This is a genomic window from Salibacterium aidingense DSM 18341, from assembly GCF_000429685.1.
In the GTDB taxonomy this organism is placed as follows: domain Bacteria; phylum Bacillota; class Bacilli; order Bacillales; family Marinococcaceae; genus Salibacterium; species Salibacterium aidingense.
Genome location: NZ_AUCI01000015.1, coordinates 34,226 through 52,239 on the forward strand (window position 1 = coordinate 34,226; position 18,014 = coordinate 52,239).

Consider the following 18,014-nt stretch of genomic DNA (forward strand, 5'->3'; position numbering starts at 1 on the left):
TCTGTGCAAACCATTTTGATCGTAGAAGATGATGCGAAAATTGCGGAATTGCTGCATTCTTACATAAAGAAGTATGGTACAAACCGGTAATCGTAGAAAACTCTTCATGATTGTCCGTTATTTTTATATCAGGCAAATTAAATCTGTACTATGAGTTCGGACCCGAGGCCGACAGTTGCTGGTCCATAGAGGAAGACCAGCATTGACAGTTTTTCATAAGTCACTGTCCTTGGCACGTAGATAGCTTTAGAATCACTCGGAGGAGGAACGCTGTTTCTTTCCGGGAAGCCTTATGGAAAGACCAAGAACAATGGTGCAGAAAAAGAGGGAGACCATCGCTACGTGGTGGAGCTGATCAATTGTCATTGCTCCGGTAAAAAAGATCCCGAGTACACTGGAGGATAGGATCGCTCCAAGATAGCGGCTCGTCTGAAAAAGGCCGGAGGCGGAGCCTGTATCTTCGGCGCGGACCTGTTCAAACAGCGCCCGCTGCATCGAGATATTATTGAAGCCACTGCTCATGCCTAGTACGATCATGATGGAAATCAGCCACCCAAGCGGAGATTGGTTATTGAACGTAAGGATCAGAGCCGTTCCCGTGGTGAGTGCGGTTGCTCCCATTACAAGCGGCACCTTGGCGCCGTACCGGTCCACGAGTTTCCCGGTAAACGGTGCAATGATCATGCTCATGCCAGCCAGCGCAAGCATGATTAATCCGGTGGACTGTTCATCGTAATGCCTCACCTGCTGCAGGTAAGCCGGGAGCCCGAAAAAGTACGTGTAATAGACGAGACTGATACTGATAAACTGAGCATAAATCAGCGTGACATTATAATTTTTCTTTAACGTTATCACGTTGATAAACGGTTCCTGTTTTCTTTTTTCATAAAAATAAAACACGACAAAACCTGCCAGGCTGAGAGCAAACATTTCCCAATTCGCCTCATTTTCGAGAGACAGCAGCCCGAGTATTAAACTGACAATGGAGACGACAAACAGACCGATGCCTGCAAAATCAATGCGGCGCAGTTGAAATTTTCCGCGTCCGGTGTTGGGCAGGATGAAAAGGGATAACGTAAACGACATGATAATAAATGGAAAATTGATTAAAAAAATCGCGTGCCAATCCCACCACGAAATCAGAAATCCACCGATGGAAGGGCCGAAGGCAGCAGAGGTGGTGGAAAACAGCGATAATCCTGCCAACGCCTGCCCCTGTCCTTCCGTAATATGGCCGCGGATCATCGACATGGCACTGGGGAAAAGCGTCGAACTTCCCAGGGCCTGCAGCGCCCGCCAAATCAGTAAGAAGATAAGATTTGGCGAGAAAACAGCAAGCAGTGAAGCCAGGGCAGAGATACTTAATCCGCTTAAAAAAAGACGTTTCGGTCCAAACATATCACCCAGCTTTCCCATTACCGGCTGCGCCGCAGCACTTGTCAAATAAAAAATAGATACCAGCCAGGACGCTTCCGCGAACGTTAACGAGAATTCATCCTGCAGCCTGGTTAAGGCAACGGAAATCATCGAAGAGTTTAAAGGGTTTAACAGTGTGCCCAGGCCAATGGTGACGATGAGCAGCCAGGGTCTTTTTATTACGTCGCTCATGTTAAGATCACCTGATTTATATGTAAGTGCATCTATTCTATCATATGTACAGCTGCGGCACCGCAGAAATGTTAGCGTTTTCTATAAAAAGAAAAACCTGCTAGAATGTTAGTATCCAAGGAAAAGAGGTGCTTTTTGTGAATAAACTCCAATTAGGAAAAAGTGAACTGGAAGTATCAGATATCGCTTTGGGCTGCATGAGGATGAAGGATTTGACAAAAGAAAACGCCGCTGCTGTGATTGAAAATGCAAGAGAAGAAGGCATCGACTTTTTTGATCATGCCGATATATATGGCGGCGGTGACTCGGAGGAACTTTTTGCAAAAGCATTAAAGCTGACATCTGTGTCCCGTCAGAATTTGATACTGCAGACGAAATGCGGAATTCGCCCGGGATTTTTCGATTTTTCCAAAGAACATATTATAGCTTCGGTGGAGGGCAGCTTAAGGCGGCTGAACACAGACTATATTGACATATTGCTGCTGCACCGTCCGGATGCGCTGGTCGAGCCGGAAGAAGTGGCGGAAGCGTTCACGGAATTAGAGACAAGCGGGAAAGTACGACACTTTGGTGTGAGTAATCATAATCCCATGCAGGTCGAACTTTTGAAAAAGCATGTGCAGCAAGAACTGATCGTTAATCAAATGCAGCTCAGCCTCATGCATACTCCGATGATCGACGCTGGTCTGAATGTAAATATGCACAACGATCCGGCTGTTGTCCGCGACAGCAGTACCTTGGATTACAGCCGGCTGCATGATATGACGATCCAAGCCTGGTCGCCGTTTCAGTACGGCATGATCAAAGGGGTATTTGTTGGTAACGATAATTTTCCGGAAGTGAATACCAAACTGCAGGAAATTGCGGAGAAAAAAGGCGTGTCGGACTCAGCCGCAGCGGTGGCCTGGATCCTGCGCCATCCGGCCCGTATCCAGACGATCGTTGGTACGATGAACACTGAACGCTTATCCAGTATTGCGAAAGCGTCTGGTGTCCAGCTGACAAAAGAAGAATGGTATGAACTGTACCGCGCCGCCGGCAATGAGCTGCCGTAAAACGGGAAATGATTGATTGTTAAAATCAGAGCCGAAGGCGGGTTCAGCAGAAAAGTCATGTTCACATTTTCAGGAAGAGATAGTAAAAGTGACGCTTACAACAAGGCTAAGCGTCACTTTCTGCATTCGAGCAGCCAAAAGAGATGATTAAACGTTGGCTAAATATTACAATAAAAGCGGAGGACGGCAATTGTGACGAAAAGAATGGTATCAACTCCTTTGCTTCCACAGTAACGGCGGGATTAGTGTTTAATGGAGATTTTGGAGGGAGCTCCAGGAAAGTTTGACTATTTGAATTAAAAAAAGGAAGGGAAATGGCTGCTCCTTTAAATTAATAGACATTTTTCTTAGGTATCTGTCTTTAAACGTTGGTTTCAACGGAAGCAGACACGGTAATGGAAATGTAAAAAGACCAAAAAAGGAGGATGTTCGTTGAGCAGGCAGGATTCTGACATCCGCGAGTATTTTACACGAATGGACCGCAGTTTTTACATGGACAAAGACAAGCGCCTGGCCAGGTTTGATCAGGCGGTATCGATCGGCCATGGCCAGACTATTTCCCAGCCCTCTCTTGTACTTGCGATGACGCTTGCCCTGGATGTGCAGCCGGAATCCAGAGTGCTTGAAATCGGGACAGGTTCAGGATTTCAGACAGATCTTCTTGCTTCCTCTTCTGATTCCGTTTATACGGTCGAGCGGATTGAGCCTCTGCATCACCGGGCCAAAGAAAAACTGACAGAGGCTGGCTTTACGAATATTTATTTCAAGTTAGGAGATGGAAGTCTTGGCTGGAAAGCCCACTCCCCGTATGACCGGATAATGGTGACAGCGGCGGCGCCGAAGGTGAATGAGACCCTTCTCGAACAACTTAAACCTGGCGGTAAAATGGTCATTCCTGTCGGCGATTCTCTGGATCAAGAGCTGCGTCTGATTGAAAAAGATCAACTGGGAGAGGTCACCTCCAGCTTTCTGGAACGTGTCATGTTTGTACAGCTGATAGAGGACACGGTCTGATACAGAAATCATCGGTTCCGGGTCTGCAGGAGGCGGGTCGAAAAGGGGCGGCCATATGACGCTGCCTGATTAAAACTTTACTTTATAGAATTTCGACGTATCCTTCGGTTCCATGAACCCGTATTTGTTGTCCGTCTTTTATATGAGAAGTAGCGTTTTCCACGCTGACTACTGCCGGTAGCCCGTATTCACGTGCGATGACGGAGCCGTGTGTCATAACACCGCCTACTTCGGTTACTAGTCCGCCGATAGAAACAAACAACGGTGTCCAGCTTGGATCGGTGAAAGGGGTGACGAGGATATCTCCTTCTTCTATATCGGCGTCTTCCATGTTCATGATAACCCGTGCCCTGCCTTCGATTACCCCGGAGGAAACAGGAAGCCCCGGGATAGCTCCCGGAGGCAGGGAAGCGGTTTTTTTGTATTCTCCAAATAAAATTTCTCCCTCCGATGTCATGAGACGCGGAGGCCTTAATTTTTCATAGGTGTGATACTTTTCCTGTCTATGGACGATGGTTTGGTAATCCACCTCCCCAATTTGAACAGTGTTGCGGAACTCTTCAAACGATAAAAAATAGACGTCTTCCTTTCTTTGAATGACTCCTTTTTCGACGAGAACTGCCGCTTCCTTCAGCAATGCTTTTTTATAATGAAAATAGCGGCTGACAAAAGCATATTTCGGGTATTCCCGGTATCCGGAAAAATTCCGAAGAACGCGGATTGCTTTTTCTGTCTTTTTGGCTTTCCGTTTACCGCCCCGAAGGGCCCTTACCCGGGAGAGCAATTCTTTCTCTTTTGCTTTCGCTTCTTCCAGCCCCTTTTGCCATTTATACTCTTTCGCGTTTGGTTCAAAGTTTTTGATGTTGCTGAGAATCATGGGAGCAAGAGCTGCAGGATTTTCGCTCCAGCGGGTTGTTGTTATATCAATTTCGCCGGAACAGCGCATCCCGTATTTGTCGAGGTAACTCTGGATTGTCTCAGCCACAGCTTCGCCTCCATGTACTGCAGTAAGCTTTTTAAAAAATTCTTCCTCACTCGGTTGAGAGAGATACGTGATGACTTCCGGGTAACGACGGGCTGTGTCGGCTACTTCCAGTAAATCAAGCCCCATTTCGGAGGTGATGTTATAAGGGACCGATTGGGCCAGGGTATCGGCTGCATTTTTTTCGCCAAGCCATTTTTTCATTTTTTCATTAAGCCATCTTCCAGCAAATAAGCCGGCCGTCAGCGTGCCCATGCTTTTGGCCTTATATAAATCTGCTTTCAGCTGTTTGTGATCCTCCAGGATAAAGGTAAACACCTCCTCCCCGGATTTGTGCTGGATGTCATGTTTAAGCTTCTGAAGGGAGCGCTCATAGGAGGCTATCAGCTGCGGCACCACGGAGACGTCATTTTCTCTATACTGTTTCCATGTTTGGTACAAAAGGTTTGGGGACAGGCCGTCTGTTTTAAAGCTGAAAATTTTTTTGCCGTGCGGGAGCGCTTTGATAAAATCCTTTCGTTTTATCAAGCGGGCAAGTGCGTTTTTCATCAGCGGATCGTTCCGTCCCATCGTACTCATCAAAATTTTCCGTCCGAGCGGAGAAGCAAGGTCATGGGTCAATTCCACGAATAATCTGCCGCCTGCTTCGAAAAGTGGAAATCCCCTCGAAAGAAACTGAAAAAAAGATATTCCGAGCGGTTTGATCGGTTCGGTCATCATTTGCTGATGTCCCATCGACATATACACACGGTTGTTGTCGTCTGCATGATCAGGGAGCGGATACAGGGTAGTGATTGGACGGCTCTGAACAACATAAATGGTTTCCTCCACGAGGCACCATTCTATATCCTGGGGAGAAGAAAAACGTTCTTCTATTTTACGCCCAAGCTGTTCCAGTTTTAAAATATGGGAATCGCGCAGGACTTGTTGATCCTGGAGTCCGACTTTTAGGGTTCGTTGTTCCGTTCCCCCACCTTCGAGGCTGTACACGGCTGTTTTTTTGGAAGCAATGTTTTTTTCTATAATGCTGTTCTCTTTCACCTTATAGTTATCGGCGGCTGCTGTTCCAGAAACGATGGGTTCCCCGAGTCCAAAACCGGCATCAATGGAAATAATATGGCGGTTCGAGGAGACCGGATCTGCGGTAAACATAATTCCCGAGGCTTCCGGGACAATCATCTGCTGGACAATCACGGATAAATAAACGTTTTGATGTTCAAATCCATTCTGGAGTCGGTACATGACAGCCCGCTCAGTAAAAAGAGAGGCCCAGCATTTTTTTATGTGGGATAAAATCGACGTTTCTTCCACGATATTTAAAAAAGAGTCCTGCTGCCCGGCGAAGGAGGCTGTTGGAAGGTCCTCGGCTGTGGCACTCGAACGTACAGCAAAAGCCTGCCCATTCGAAAACCGGGACAACTGCCCGAGAATCCTTTGGTTCACTTCCGCAGGTATACGACCTTCCTCGATTAACTCCCGGATGCTTTTCGAGACACTCTTAATGGCTTCTTTTTCGCTTAATGATAACCAGGAGAGTTCTTCTATTTTTTTCTGTATTTCCGCGGAATCGTTGAGCATCGCTCTGTAGGCAGCCGTGGTAACACAAAAGCCGTCAGGCACCCGTATGTCCTCTATTTCTGCCAATTTCCCAAGGTTGAAGCCTTTTCCTCCAACGGCTGAAACATCTGTACTCGCAAGCTCTTTTAAATCTTTAACAAATGAGTGCATCATGGGCCTCCTTTTTCCTTTGGGTTATCCTTCTATATCCCGGCGGTTATAACTGATGAATCCCGCCGCTGCGAGAATGATGGCGATACCTGTAAGACCAGCGGCGGCAGCCAGTTTAAAATCTTCCACCGGCAGCTGAGGAATATGGCCGAACGGCGTCAAATTTGTCACCCAGTCGGGAAATTGGAATAACCCGCCCAGGTAAACGACAATAAAGGAATAAAGCAGGTATGCCCAGGTTACTCCGGCAAAGGCCGGGGAGAGTCCGATGAAAAATAACGCCATTCCGATCATAATCCACATGGCCGGGAGATAGACAACCGCCGCTTCATAAAACCCCCAAACGCTCAGGCTCTCCTCCATCACAGCATTGCCGGCCAGCCCCATCCCAAGGCCTGCTAGAGAAAGCATGATAAATCCATGAAGCAGAGCTAACAGCGCATAACTTCCCATTAATTTATTCCGGGAGACAGCAAGGCTCAGCAGGTTTTCGCTGCGTTCTTTCTTTTCTTCTGCCTTCAGCCGCATCATCGCCATTACCCCCGGTATTGTCGAAGCCATGGCCATCACTGCCATCAGCATCGTTAAAAACTGTTCTGTGATCGAATATCCCGCTTCCGGCTGGATAAATTCCTGCAGCATGTCGATTTCTTCAAAGAAAGATTCTGTTTCGCCAAGCACAGAACCGTACATGGCGCCAAACATCAGCATGGCAGCGCCCCAGGCGATGATTCCCGTGCGCTGAAGCCGGAAAGCAAGACCAAAGGGGTGGTGGAGAAGAAAAGAGGCATGTTTCCTCCCGGGTTTTGATGGAACAAAACCAGCTTCCAGATCACGGATAGCGTTTAAATAAAAGGCGAATACGGTAACGATAACAGCTGTTCCAAGTGTGACAGCGATCGGCCACCAGTAATTGTTCACGTAGGCTTCGGTTCCAAGCACCCATCCAAATGGGGAGAGCCAGGAAAGAGTTTCATTACTGACGTCTCCGATGGCGCGCACGGCATAAGCCAGAAGCAGGATGCCTATGGAAAAGCCGGTGACTCCGCGGGCGCTTTCCGAAAGTTGTGCTAATAATCCGGTAACAGCGGCAAAGAACAGTCCGATTGCTCCAAGCGCGGCACCGTAGAGCAGGGACCCTTCCCATTCCATGCTTTCTATTTGCAGGGTATACAATCCGAATCCAATAACGACCGCCAACAAAAGGTTTATGATAACCGCTGTCAGCATCGCCGCACCTATATTGGACAAACGGCCGGTCGGAAGGGAACGGATCATTTCCAGACGTCCGTCTTCTTCATTCGCCCTCGTGTGGCGGGTAATAAGAAGTATATTCATAATGCCGGTAATAAGGGCCGTCATGCCCAGCATTTGGTGTGCCATCATGGCCCCGTACGTATAATTATCTATACCATATCCGGGTCCCACGAGTGCGGTGACTGCCGGGTTAATCATAGATTGGGCAATTTCCTGAAGCTCACGTTCGTTGGTGTATAAATTAGTAAAGGAGATAGCAACAATAAGTGTAAAGCCTGCCAGTCCTGCCAGCCAAAGCGGAAGCTGAAGGCGCTCCTGCCGGCATATCATCCCAAGCAGCGGTAAAGTATTATTAAAACGTTTCTCTGCCATCAGGACGGGCCTCCTTCCGAGGTTCCTTCGTAATGCCTCATGAACAAGTCTTCCAGGGTTGGCGGCGCACTTTCCAGTTTAACAATGCCAAAACCGCTTACATATTGGAAAAGGGAATCCATATATTCGGTGTCTATCTGAAAAGAAACCCCGTCTTCTTTGATTTCGAGGTTATGGACTCCTCCCTGTTCTGCCAGTGCCGGCACAGGCTGTTTGGTTTCCAGGTAGATAGATGTTCTTGTTAAGTGGCGGAGTTCTTGTAACGTTCCCGTTTCAATCATTTTTCCATCCCGGATGATACCAACTCTGTCACAGAGCTGTTCGACTTCCGATAAAATGTGACTCGACAGGAGGATACTTTTTCCTTCCTGTTTTGCTTCCAACACGCTTTCCTGAAAGATGCACTCCATTAAAGGATCGAGCCCTGACGTTGGTTCGTCGAGAATGTATAAATCTGCGTCTGTTGCAAAGGCAGAGACAAGGGCCACTTTCTGACGGTTGCCTTTCGAGTACGTCCGGCATTTTTTCTCGGGATCAAGGTCAAATCTACGGAGGAGTTTTTCTCGTTTCTCCTGATTCATGTTTCCCCGCAGTTTTCCAAACAGGTCAATGACTTCCCCGCCTGTAAGATTCGGCCAAAGATTCAGATCTCCGGGTACGTATGCGATATCGCGGTGAATATCAACTGCTTTACGCCAGGCGTCTTTTCCAAATATTTCTGCCTCTCCCTGTGTTGCTTTCATCATACCGAGCAGAATGCGTATCGTTGTGGATTTTCCGGCTCCGTTCGGCCCGATAAAACCGTACACTTCCCCTTGATTGACCTGAATATCGACCCCGTCCAGCGCAGTAAACGAGCCGAATTTTTTTGTTAACTGCTTCGTTTGCAAGACCGTCATTTGCGCTCCTCCTTTTACTCATAAAATGTCTTTTTTAACACATCGAGATACTCATAAAACTCATCCCAGTAATAGGACATGTCAATTGAAGTCATTTTTTCTCCTTTCAATTTGTTTTTAAGATGGTTCTGATAGCCCTCGATCGCCCATTGGATAAGGTGGTAGGCTTTTTCTACGTCTATATCGTCCCGGAACAGGGTGCGGTCAATATTGTCATATATCCTGGCATTTCCTTCCCGCTGCAGGGTCTCAAAACGGGTCTGAAGGTTTTCAGGCAGTTGTTCCTCAGAAGCCAGCAGAAACGTTCCCATAAAATTAAAAATATGGGGATGTCTCGAAAAACACTGCATTTTTACCTGTGCTGCCTGTTTTAAACGTTCCACAAAGTCTGTTTCTGAGAGATCGATACGCTGGAAATATTCCTCCATAATGATGTCCATGGCGTATTGGAGTAAATAGTGATACAGCTCCTGTTTGTTTTGAAAATAATAAAACAACATCCCTTTTCCGATCCCGGCCTGTCTTACAATCTTATTTGTCGAAGCCCTCTTATACCCATTCTCTGCAAACTCTTCCAATGCAGCGTTTAGAATACGTTCTTTCTTTTTAGGCTCAAGGTTTTCAAATAACTCTGTCACTGTTCTGCGGCTCCTTTATAAAATTAGACCAATCTGGTCGAATACATTATATACTCATTCGACCATACTGGTCAATATAAAAATTCCTCTTCTTTTCTAGGTGAAAACACCAGTATTATTTATTTTCGTATCCACTTTAATGGTAATGGGAACATCCGGATAAGTCTCCTGCCAGTTCAATTTTTTCCATTCATTATAACTCAGGCGGTTCCGCACCGATTTGCCAAGCCCTGCGCTGTCCACCTCGTTATCCTGCAAAAGCTTCACCAAATTTTCGCACCGTCTTTCAATGCTGGCTCCCAGCTGTGATTTCAATTTATTCAGGTCTTTATTATCCCCTAGATCTAACGAGCCGTCGTATTCCAACAGTGCCCCTTTTACCTTAATTTCTATGACTATCTCCAGGGCTTCCGGATCGGAAGGATTTTTTACTGTAATGGAAGAGGTGTGATGAATTGCATTGAATAATGCTTCCACCGGGTTTTCTTCTTCCTGGGATAAATTTAAATTGACCGCCCCGGAACTAGAGTTTCCGATTAAAAAAAAGAAAATTCTTGCTTCAGAAGGATCCACTTTATCTACATATTGATCATTTTTAAACAAGCCGATGCCATCCAGCACGACTTTATCGTTCCCTTGTTTGATGACTGCTGTGACCGGATCTACCCCGTCATCATACAAATCTCTGGTGAATTGATGGATTCTTGTTTCGGGGACATTTTTGAGGCGGCTTTCCTTTTTCAGGAGGCGGTCGATATATTGACTTGCTTCCGGATGCTGGGTATAAGGCTGGCTTAACAGCTGATTGGCCTGCCCATTGACAACCACCACCTGGGCACGGGTACCAAAAATTGGATCACGGTTCATGGTGATAATATTTTCTTTGATCCCCTCTTCGGCTAATTCTGATCCGAACAGGATATTTCGCAGCTGTCCATTTTCAATTTCCCGGTTGGACTGCCGCCCCAAGTCGAGTATTCCCTGTTCTTCACTGCTTGTAATGGTGGTGAGCAGTTCTCTGTCATTTCCAGCCTCCGGTGCGATTTGAGGAACCACTCCGGTAAGAAGAATCTCATCCTCTTCCGAATTTTCCTCTTTATCAAACCCAAGCGTATTCACAAACCCGACCTGCTCAATCACGTGGCGGTCACTGCAACCTGTGAGAATGATAAGGACCATCAGCATCCAGCACCTTTTCATCGTTTCACCTTCTTTTTAATAAAAATTAAAAACAACATAAGCAGCGGGAGAAAAAACATCAGCACGGTTCGCGATCTTCCGGCCCACTGCAACGCTATTTCCATTTCTGCTCTCGTCGTGTAGGGAATGGTCAACACCACGGAGAGGACTATAAGGCTGAGCGGAATTACCCATTTTCCCTTCACTTTAATTACTTCTTTTAAGGCAGAGGTACTGACCCAATAATTAAAAACTACCGTTACCAGTGCAGTAACGAGAAACACACTGTGAACGAGGTTTTCTATTCTTATCAAAAACGGAAATTCGATATAACTAAACACGTTGAGGGTGGGGTACAGTATGTGTTTTACTTGTTCGAAGCTGTAGAATCCAAAACATAGGATGGTGGTATAGACGTAGATGAGGGTTGTTAGGGCATTGCCAAGGTAAAAGGAACGGAATAAATGGGAACCGGCAGTGACATAGGGAAATAAAAAGAAACAAATTTCGTAGCTTAAAAATGGCAGATATATATCTATTTTTGACATAAGGTCTGAGGAAGCAGCCGCTTCTTTAAATAAAAACGGGGTCAGCCTGGAAAAAGAAAAATCATTCCATACAAAAACCGTAACAGCGAGCGTACCCATCGCCAGCCCAAACAGAACCCCAGCGATACGAACCATCTTATATACCGGGTGAGCCAAAAATAATAGGACGGCTATCATAAACGCACATAATAAATAGATCGCAGGAGTGGTGGAAAACGTGACAAGCTGAATCAAATAAACGTACTGCTTGGAAATAAAGACAGCATCAAAGGTAAAAAAAACAGCGATGATGATATAAATCGGAGCCCGTATGACCATAGGTAATGTATCATTCATAATAGAAAAAGCGGAGGCCCCGCTGCCTTTATTGTAGACCAGCTGAAAAAGGTAAATATTCAGAGTGACGATAAGGGAATAAACAAACAGCATGATCCAGCCATTCGTTCCGTACGCCTCTGCCACCTGGCGCGGAAGACTGAACACAACCAGGGTGGTTTGAAGCATAAACCCCAGAAACACAAGCTGCACCGGATGCAGTTTTTCCACATTTCTATTATTCATTGTTTCTCGCTCCTATGGACTTGATATCGTCTTTGTTATGCGTTCTCGCTTGGGTGGGGCGCATGCTTTGGCTTCCGTAAGGCGGACGTAAGATGGCTCGCAGCAATTCCCGCGGATGCAGGGGGGCGATAGGATTGAAATATGGCGTTGATAAACTGCTCAAGGTGCTCAGATGAATAAGTAAAATGACGATGCCAAGTAAGAGTCCGTAATTCCCCAGGGCTCCGGCTAATAGAATCAGACCAAACCTTGCAATCCGCAGACCGGCGCTCAGCGTGTAGTTCGGCATGACGAAAGATGCAATGGCTGAAATGGCAACCGCAATAATAAGCGTATTGCTGACAAGCCCGGCCTGCACCGCCGATTGTCCGATCACAATACCGCCAACGATCCCGATCGTCTGCCCAATTTTAGTAGGAAGCCTGGCTCCGGCTTCCCGCAGCAGTTCAATCGTTATTTCCATTAATAACGCTTCAATTAATGGCGTAAACGGCACTTTGTTTCTCGACTCCGCCAGGCCGATAATTAATGCTTCCGGGATCATTTCGTAATGATATGTGGTAACGGCTACATAAAAAGCCGTAAAAGTAAGTGTAATAAAGAAAGCCAGCATTCTTAACAGTCTGGTCGCGGAACTTATGGCCCAGCGCTGACTCCAATCATCCGGCGAATGAAAAAAATCAAAAAAGTTGGAAGGAGCCAGAAAAGCCGTCGGACTGTTAGCGGCAAACCCGGCAATTTTTCCTTTGCATAAATTACGAATGACGACATCCGGTCTTTCAGAATCAAAATATTGTGGAAAAAAGGAATAAGGAGCATCGTCGATCATCTGTATGAACATGGGAGAGTCAAGAATAGCATCTACTTCCACATCGTTAATTCGTTCCTTAACATTTTGTAATAACTCTTTATCGACCAGGCCTTCAATATAGGTGAGTGTAATTTCCGTTCTGGATATTTCTCCGGCATATAAGGTGATGACCTTCAGCCGGGGGGTTTTTAACCGTCTCCGGATCAAAGACAGATTGACCGATGTGGATTCAATAAATGCATCATGATTGCCGAGAATGGTAGACTCCGTTTCGGACTCCTCAACGCTTCTGGTTTGCGGACCGTAAAGGTTGGTGACAAATACTTTGTCTTTTTCCAGAAAGACGGCAATAAAGCCCTGGACAATTTTTTCTGTGATGTCTTCACTGGTTTGCAGTTCTTCGAATTGTTCGTTCTGCAGAAAAGAGGAAAGCTCCTCTTCCGGTATTTCCTCTAACGGCTGCATTACTTCCCGGTTTAAGGTGTCTTTATCAAGCAGATGATCAAAATATAAGAAATGAATATGTTTATGGTTTAAACTGGATTGAGTTAAATCCGAACAGTCATTAAACGTGGCTAACGTACGAGACCATAATGAATTGTCTGCAGGAGCTGCTGGACGCTGCTGGTTTCCCTGGTTGGATCCTTTCGTGCGACGGGTAATACGATTGATGCTTTTTCTTTTCATCAGTCTCCCTCCTTGCTGCAAGATCCATACAGTAGCAAGGATGCCCCACTAAAGAGAAATTTAGACAAATAGTGACACGTGACAGGCACCTGTCGAATAAAAGTTATGTTACAATTTATGTAAAGCACTCTGAGGAAAGAGGTGCCTTTATTGCCGACATGTCAGAACTGCGGGGAAAAGTGGACCTGGGTACACTCTTTTTTCTTTGTCCAAGGCAAACCTTGCCCGTATTGCGGGAAAAAACAATATGCCAACCGCCGCAGCCGGAAGATATTTTTTCTGATCTCCTTTATTATTCCAATGCCGGTCCTTCTTCCAGCGTTTGTAGATGTGTCCCCGCTGGTATCATTAAGTGTCCTGATTGGGACCTTTCTGCTGTGCAGCGGCAGTTATCCGTTTTTATTAAAACTGAGTAATAAGGAGGAGTTTATATCGTTATATATGATAAAAATACGGCACCGTTTCATGTCGGTGTTGAAAATAGATTCCAGGTGAAAGGAGAAAAAGGTCCACTGGAAAAACTATGGATGTCTTCCAAGCTTCGGAGTTAGACGGACCGAATAAATGGATCAGACGCTCATATTCCTTCCACCTTCGGGCAGCCTTCCAGCGGCAATTGGAAACTAAAAGCGTATGTTTGAGATAAATTATTTGGAAGAATTGTTGTAAATGTTCTATCTTAAAGTGGTTATTTCATGAACATCTGGTCTTGAATTGCTTTGGAGGAGAAACGATTCCAAACTTTTGTAGTTATTTTCTTTTATACCTATTGGGGGTGATTAGGCACTTTGTGGAATTGAAGCGGGGGACTCATCGGGAGTTGGAAAAGTGCAGTTTTCGTTGATTATACATACCGGAAGTAGTACAGGCTACAGTTGGTCGTTCGTCTTAAAAAAAAATATAAAAGCGGTTGCATTTTTCAGACTTGTTTGATAAGGTAAAAAACATAAATAAATAATAGACTGAAAGGTAAAAAAAGGATGTTTGATACTGTTGAAAAATAATAAACACTTTTGATGTAAGATATCTTAACAAGGCAATTGTATTTAGATTGTAGAAATAGTAATATTTTTTTAAAGTAGTTGTGATCACAAATCATTTAAACCACTTTTTAATTTTAAATTATATGTGATCACAAATCATAAAAATTTAGATGGAGTTGTTTTCTGATATGGATAGTGAAATATTAAACGTTCCGACTGTGAGCGATGAAGTTTATAAACGTATAAAAAATAAGATTATTAATGGAGAGTTACGCCCTGGTGAGAAAGTTACTATCCGGCAAATAGCTGATACGATGGGCGTTAGTACAATGCCCGTACGAGAATCATTGAAAAAACTTCAGGTTGAAGGGTTTGTTAGATATGAAAGGAGGAGTGTTGTTATAAGTCAGTTATCAATAGAAGAAGTTGAAGAAATTTTCAAAATTAGACAAAGGTTAGAGCCTTTAGCAATTGAATGGGCTTTACCAAATATTGTAGAAAAAGATATAAATCTTTTGAGACAAATTGTCATGGAGATGGATGAAAATTTAGAAGATAAAACAGCTTGGGAACGATTAAATAAAAAATTCCATTTAAATCTTTATTCATATTCAAATTCTCATAAACTTAATCAGATATTAACGCAAGTTTGGGGGACTGTTGAACCGTATATGCATATCTATTTATCCTCAGATTCTGAGTATTCTTTGAATTCAGCTCAGAGTGACCATTACCTTATGCTTGATTATATACAAAACAAACAAACTGAAAATTTGATTGAATTAACAATTAAACATTTATCAAATACTTGTGATGACATTGTAAAAAAACTCAAATAATAATAGTTAAAATTTCATAGGTATTTAGTATTTTAGAGCTTTATTAAGATATGATTGAACTTCTTCAAAAGGAGAGGATGATCGTGGCTTTCATTATTACATCCCCTTGTCAACACGAAAAATCTGCAGAGTGTGTAGAGGTTTGTCCCGTAGACTGTATTCATGAAGGAAGTGATATGTACTACATCGACCCTGATGTTTGTATTGAGTGTGGAGCATGTGTAGAAGTTTGTCCAGTAGAAGCCATCTATAACGAAGATGAAGTGCCTGGTAATGAGAAGGACTTTATCGAAAGAAATAGACTCTTTTTTCAAGAATAGGTTGATTATATAAAAGGAGGGATTTTTTTATGTTATCCAAAGAAGATAATCAATTACTTACAGAGACTGATGCTGACAAACCAATGGGGCAATTATTTCGCAGGTACTGGATCCCGGCCGTAACATCAGACGAACTGGAAGCCGATGGATCTCCTGTGCGGCTCAAGCTATTAGGTGAAAACTTAGTCGCATTTCGAGATACAGAAGGAAATGTTGGATTAGTGGATGAGCGTTGTCCGCACCGGGGTACCTCTCTTTATTATGGAATCAATGATGGCTGCGGGCTTCGCTGCTGTTATCACGGGTGGAAATTTAACACGGAAGGAGAGTGTACTGAAATTCCTTCCGAAGAAGAAAATGAAAAATTCAGAAAGACAATTCAATTAAGAGCTTATCCGACAAAAGAAGTGAGCGGCATTATCTGGACTTATATGGGACCGGAAGAAAAACAGCCTCCTTTTCCGGATTTTTATTGGATGGGGCTCCCGAAAAAAAATAAATTGATAGAACGAGTATGGCAGGAATGCAACTATGCCCAGGTGATGGAAAATGATCTTGATTTTGTACATGCAGCCTTTTTACATCAATCGTATGATAATCAGGAACTAGAAGCTGAAGGAGTATTAAGTACGGATTTAGGGATTGATCCGGATCACCCGCTTGTAAAAAATCCACCTGTAAAACAGCACATACAGGATACCAATTATGGAAAACGGTGTGTAGCCATCGGAGACGCAACAAAAGATGAAAATGCATTTATGGAAATTCATTATATTTTTCCTTTTTATACGTATCCGCCTCGATTCAGCGGTGAAGATGGGATGTGGCATGCGTTTATTCCACGGGATGATCACAGTACATGGAGTTGGGATGTTCAATTTTCACATTCTTCAGAAATTGATGTGAAGGCACAACATGAACGTCGAGGGTTGGAAGTAGATAAAAACCTGCGTAAAGTTCAAAATCTGGACAATAACTATAAACAAGATCGCTCATTACAAAAAGAAGGAAATTTCACAGGTATCCGTGGGATTGCCAATCAAGATCACGCAATTACAGAAGCGATGGGACCAATTGTGGATCGTTCCATTGAAAGACTGGGAACAAGTGATAAACCGGTTATTCAAATGCGGCGCTTATTATTAAAGGAAGTAAAAGCTTTTCAAGATAACACTGAACCAATGGAATTAGAAAATGAATCTCTTGCCACATTATTCAGTGAAGGATGGTATGACAATAAAACAAAGCATTGGAAGGATGTATTTCCATTGAAAGAACAGTTTCAAGTAAAGGAAGAAAAAGATGCACAGAGTACTCAATGAAAAACAATATGATGGCTATCAATCATTTAACTATTTAAACAGCGGAACAGATTATCAATCTTTTTCCCTCTCAGACAAAATAAATCGAGTTCCTTCTTATGATCTAGCATTAACCGAAGATCAGGAACAAAGCGTAAACGAACTATTTAAAAAGAACTCAATCATATCGTTACGGGACCACGGATTTATTGTACCTGAAAAACGTGAAGACATTGTTCCGTATTGTAGCCAACTGCATACTTTTTTTCATTATGAAGGGCTTTCGTACTCCGGAATTGATGCTATGTTTGAAAATTTTATGGATGGCATCACCATAACTTCATCGAAAAACGGTTTGAAATGGGCAGAGGTAATCGAGATGCTTGGTATTCGTTATGCAGATATTACTAAACAAAGAACTGTTTATATTGCAACAACTTTTGAGGACATAATTAATGCTAAAGAATTAAAAAAGGTTGCTTTATTACCATCTTTAGAAGCCGCAAATATTTTGGAAAATGAGCTGGACCGGGTAGATATTCTATACGGTCTTGGGATTAGATGTATGGGAATCACTTACAATGAGGCGAACACTCTTGGCTCTGGTTTAGTGGAGAAAAACGATGGTGGATTGACGAACTTCGGTCGCCGTGTCATTGAAAGAATGAATACCTTGGGTATGGCGATTGATATTTCTCATTGTCACGATCAAACAAGCTTGGATGTAATTGAATGCAGTCAGGACCCGGTCTTTATTACTCATGCAGGTGCAAGGGCTTTGTGGCAGACTCCTCGGATGAAACCAGATGAAGTATTAAAAGCGTGCGCAAAAAAAGGCGGGGTGATCGGTATGTGTGCAGCGCCCAACACAACATTAACCCACACCCACCCAGATCACTCCATAGAATCTGTAATGGAACATTTTGAGTATATTTATGAACTTGTAGGGATTGATCATATCGGTCTGGGTCCAGACACATTTTACGGCGATCATACAGCTCTCCAACAAGAATTTGACAATCGCTTACGTTTATCGGATTCCCATCAAGGAGAATCATTTGAGGAAAGTGACTATGTTAACGGATTGGAAAATCCGTCGGAAGCCATGATTAACATGGTCAAATGGCTTGTGAAAAATAATTATATAAAAACTGATATCCAAAAAGCTGCAGGAGAAAATGCATTACGTGCATTAAAGGTAATTTTGCAGAAGTGAAGGGGATATAATGCTA

Annotated in this window: 15 protein-coding genes; 7 read left to right on the plus strand and 8 right to left on the minus strand. The window is 43.9% G+C overall.

Annotation, left to right across the window (positions count from 1 at the left end):
* Positions 1-252 precede the first annotated feature (252 nt).
* On the minus strand, positions 253-1,608 hold the full coding sequence (locus tag G475_RS0114780; protein ID WP_026701938.1) for an MFS transporter: 1,356 nt from the start codon (positions 1,606-1,608) through the stop codon (positions 253-255).
* 137 nt (positions 1,609-1,745) lie between these two features.
* Between G475_RS0114780 and G475_RS0114785 the strand changes: the two genes are divergently transcribed.
* Positions 1,746-2,663 carry an aldo/keto reductase gene (locus tag G475_RS0114785; protein ID WP_026701939.1) on the plus strand — a complete coding sequence of 306 codons (918 nt, stop codon included), beginning with the start codon at positions 1,746-1,748 and terminating at the stop codon, positions 2,661-2,663.
* A 432-nt stretch (positions 2,664-3,095) separates the two neighbouring features.
* Positions 3,096-3,677, plus strand: coding sequence for a protein-L-isoaspartate(D-aspartate) O-methyltransferase (locus G475_RS0114790; RefSeq protein WP_026701940.1), 582 nt, complete (start codon positions 3,096-3,098; stop codon positions 3,675-3,677).
* An 82-nt stretch (positions 3,678-3,759) separates the two neighbouring features.
* On the opposite strand, the gene ppsA is transcribed toward G475_RS0114790, so the two are convergent.
* The 7 genes from ppsA to G475_RS0114825 form a co-directional block, all read right to left on the minus strand.
* Positions 3,760-6,387, minus strand: a complete 2,628-nt coding sequence (gene ppsA / locus G475_RS0114795; protein ID WP_026701941.1) for a phosphoenolpyruvate synthase — start codon at positions 6,385-6,387, stop codon at positions 3,760-3,762.
* Positions 6,388-6,411: 24 nt separating this feature from the next.
* Positions 6,412-8,016 carry an ABC transporter permease gene (locus G475_RS0114800; RefSeq protein WP_026701942.1) on the minus strand — a complete coding sequence of 535 codons (1,605 nt, stop codon included), beginning with the start codon at positions 8,014-8,016 and terminating at the stop codon, positions 6,412-6,414.
* Positions 8,016-8,915: an ABC transporter ATP-binding protein gene (locus G475_RS0114805; protein WP_026701943.1), complete on the minus strand. Its 900-nt coding sequence runs from the start codon at positions 8,913-8,915 to the stop codon at positions 8,016-8,018. Before G475_RS0114805 ends, G475_RS0114800 begins: the two co-directional genes overlap by 1 nt.
* Positions 8,916-8,929: 14 nt before the next feature.
* Positions 8,930-9,553: a TetR/AcrR family transcriptional regulator gene (locus G475_RS0114810; protein ID WP_026701944.1), complete on the minus strand. Its 624-nt coding sequence runs from the start codon at positions 9,551-9,553 to the stop codon at positions 8,930-8,932.
* A 96-nt stretch (positions 9,554-9,649) separates the two neighbouring features.
* On the minus strand, positions 9,650-10,753 hold the full coding sequence (locus tag G475_RS0114815; protein ID WP_026701945.1) for a Ger(x)C family spore germination protein: 1,104 nt from the start codon (positions 10,751-10,753) through the stop codon (positions 9,650-9,652).
* On the minus strand, positions 10,750-11,841 hold the full coding sequence (locus G475_RS0114820) for a GerAB/ArcD/ProY family transporter (protein WP_026701946.1): 1,092 nt from the start codon (positions 11,839-11,841) through the stop codon (positions 10,750-10,752). Before G475_RS0114820 ends, G475_RS0114815 begins: the two co-directional genes overlap by 4 nt.
* Entirely contained in the window at positions 11,834-13,339 is a 1,506-nt protein-coding gene (locus tag G475_RS0114825; protein ID WP_084414143.1) for a spore germination protein, read from the minus strand. Before G475_RS0114825 ends, G475_RS0114820 begins: the two co-directional genes overlap by 8 nt.
* A gap of 150 nt (positions 13,340-13,489) precedes the next feature.
* Here G475_RS0114825 and G475_RS25270 point away from each other — a divergent pair, with 150 nt between their 5' ends.
* From G475_RS25270 to G475_RS0114850, 5 genes are all read left to right on the plus strand, one after another.
* A complete protein-coding gene (locus G475_RS25270) occupies positions 13,490-13,834 on the plus strand; it encodes a TIGR04104 family putative zinc finger protein (RefSeq protein ID WP_051302570.1) in 345 nt (114 codons plus the stop codon).
* Positions 13,835-14,510: 676 nt separating this feature from the next.
* The gene (locus G475_RS0114835; protein WP_035711352.1) at positions 14,511-15,161 is read left to right on the plus strand and encodes a GntR family transcriptional regulator; all 651 of its coding nucleotides are present in this window, start codon (positions 14,511-14,513) and stop codon (positions 15,159-15,161) included.
* Between the two features lie 83 nt (positions 15,162-15,244).
* Complete coding sequence (locus G475_RS0114840; RefSeq protein ID WP_026701949.1) at positions 15,245-15,481, plus strand: indolepyruvate ferredoxin oxidoreductase subunit alpha; 237 nt, start codon at positions 15,245-15,247, stop codon at positions 15,479-15,481.
* Between the two features lie 29 nt (positions 15,482-15,510).
* On the plus strand, positions 15,511-16,803 hold the full coding sequence (locus tag G475_RS0114845; protein WP_026701950.1) for a Rieske 2Fe-2S domain-containing protein: 1,293 nt from the start codon (positions 15,511-15,513) through the stop codon (positions 16,801-16,803).
* Entirely contained in the window at positions 16,784-17,998 is a 1,215-nt protein-coding gene (locus G475_RS0114850) for a dipeptidase (protein ID WP_026701951.1), read from the plus strand. The genes G475_RS0114845 and G475_RS0114850 overlap by 20 nt, the downstream gene beginning before the upstream one ends.
* Positions 17,999-18,014: the final 16 nt, after the last annotated feature.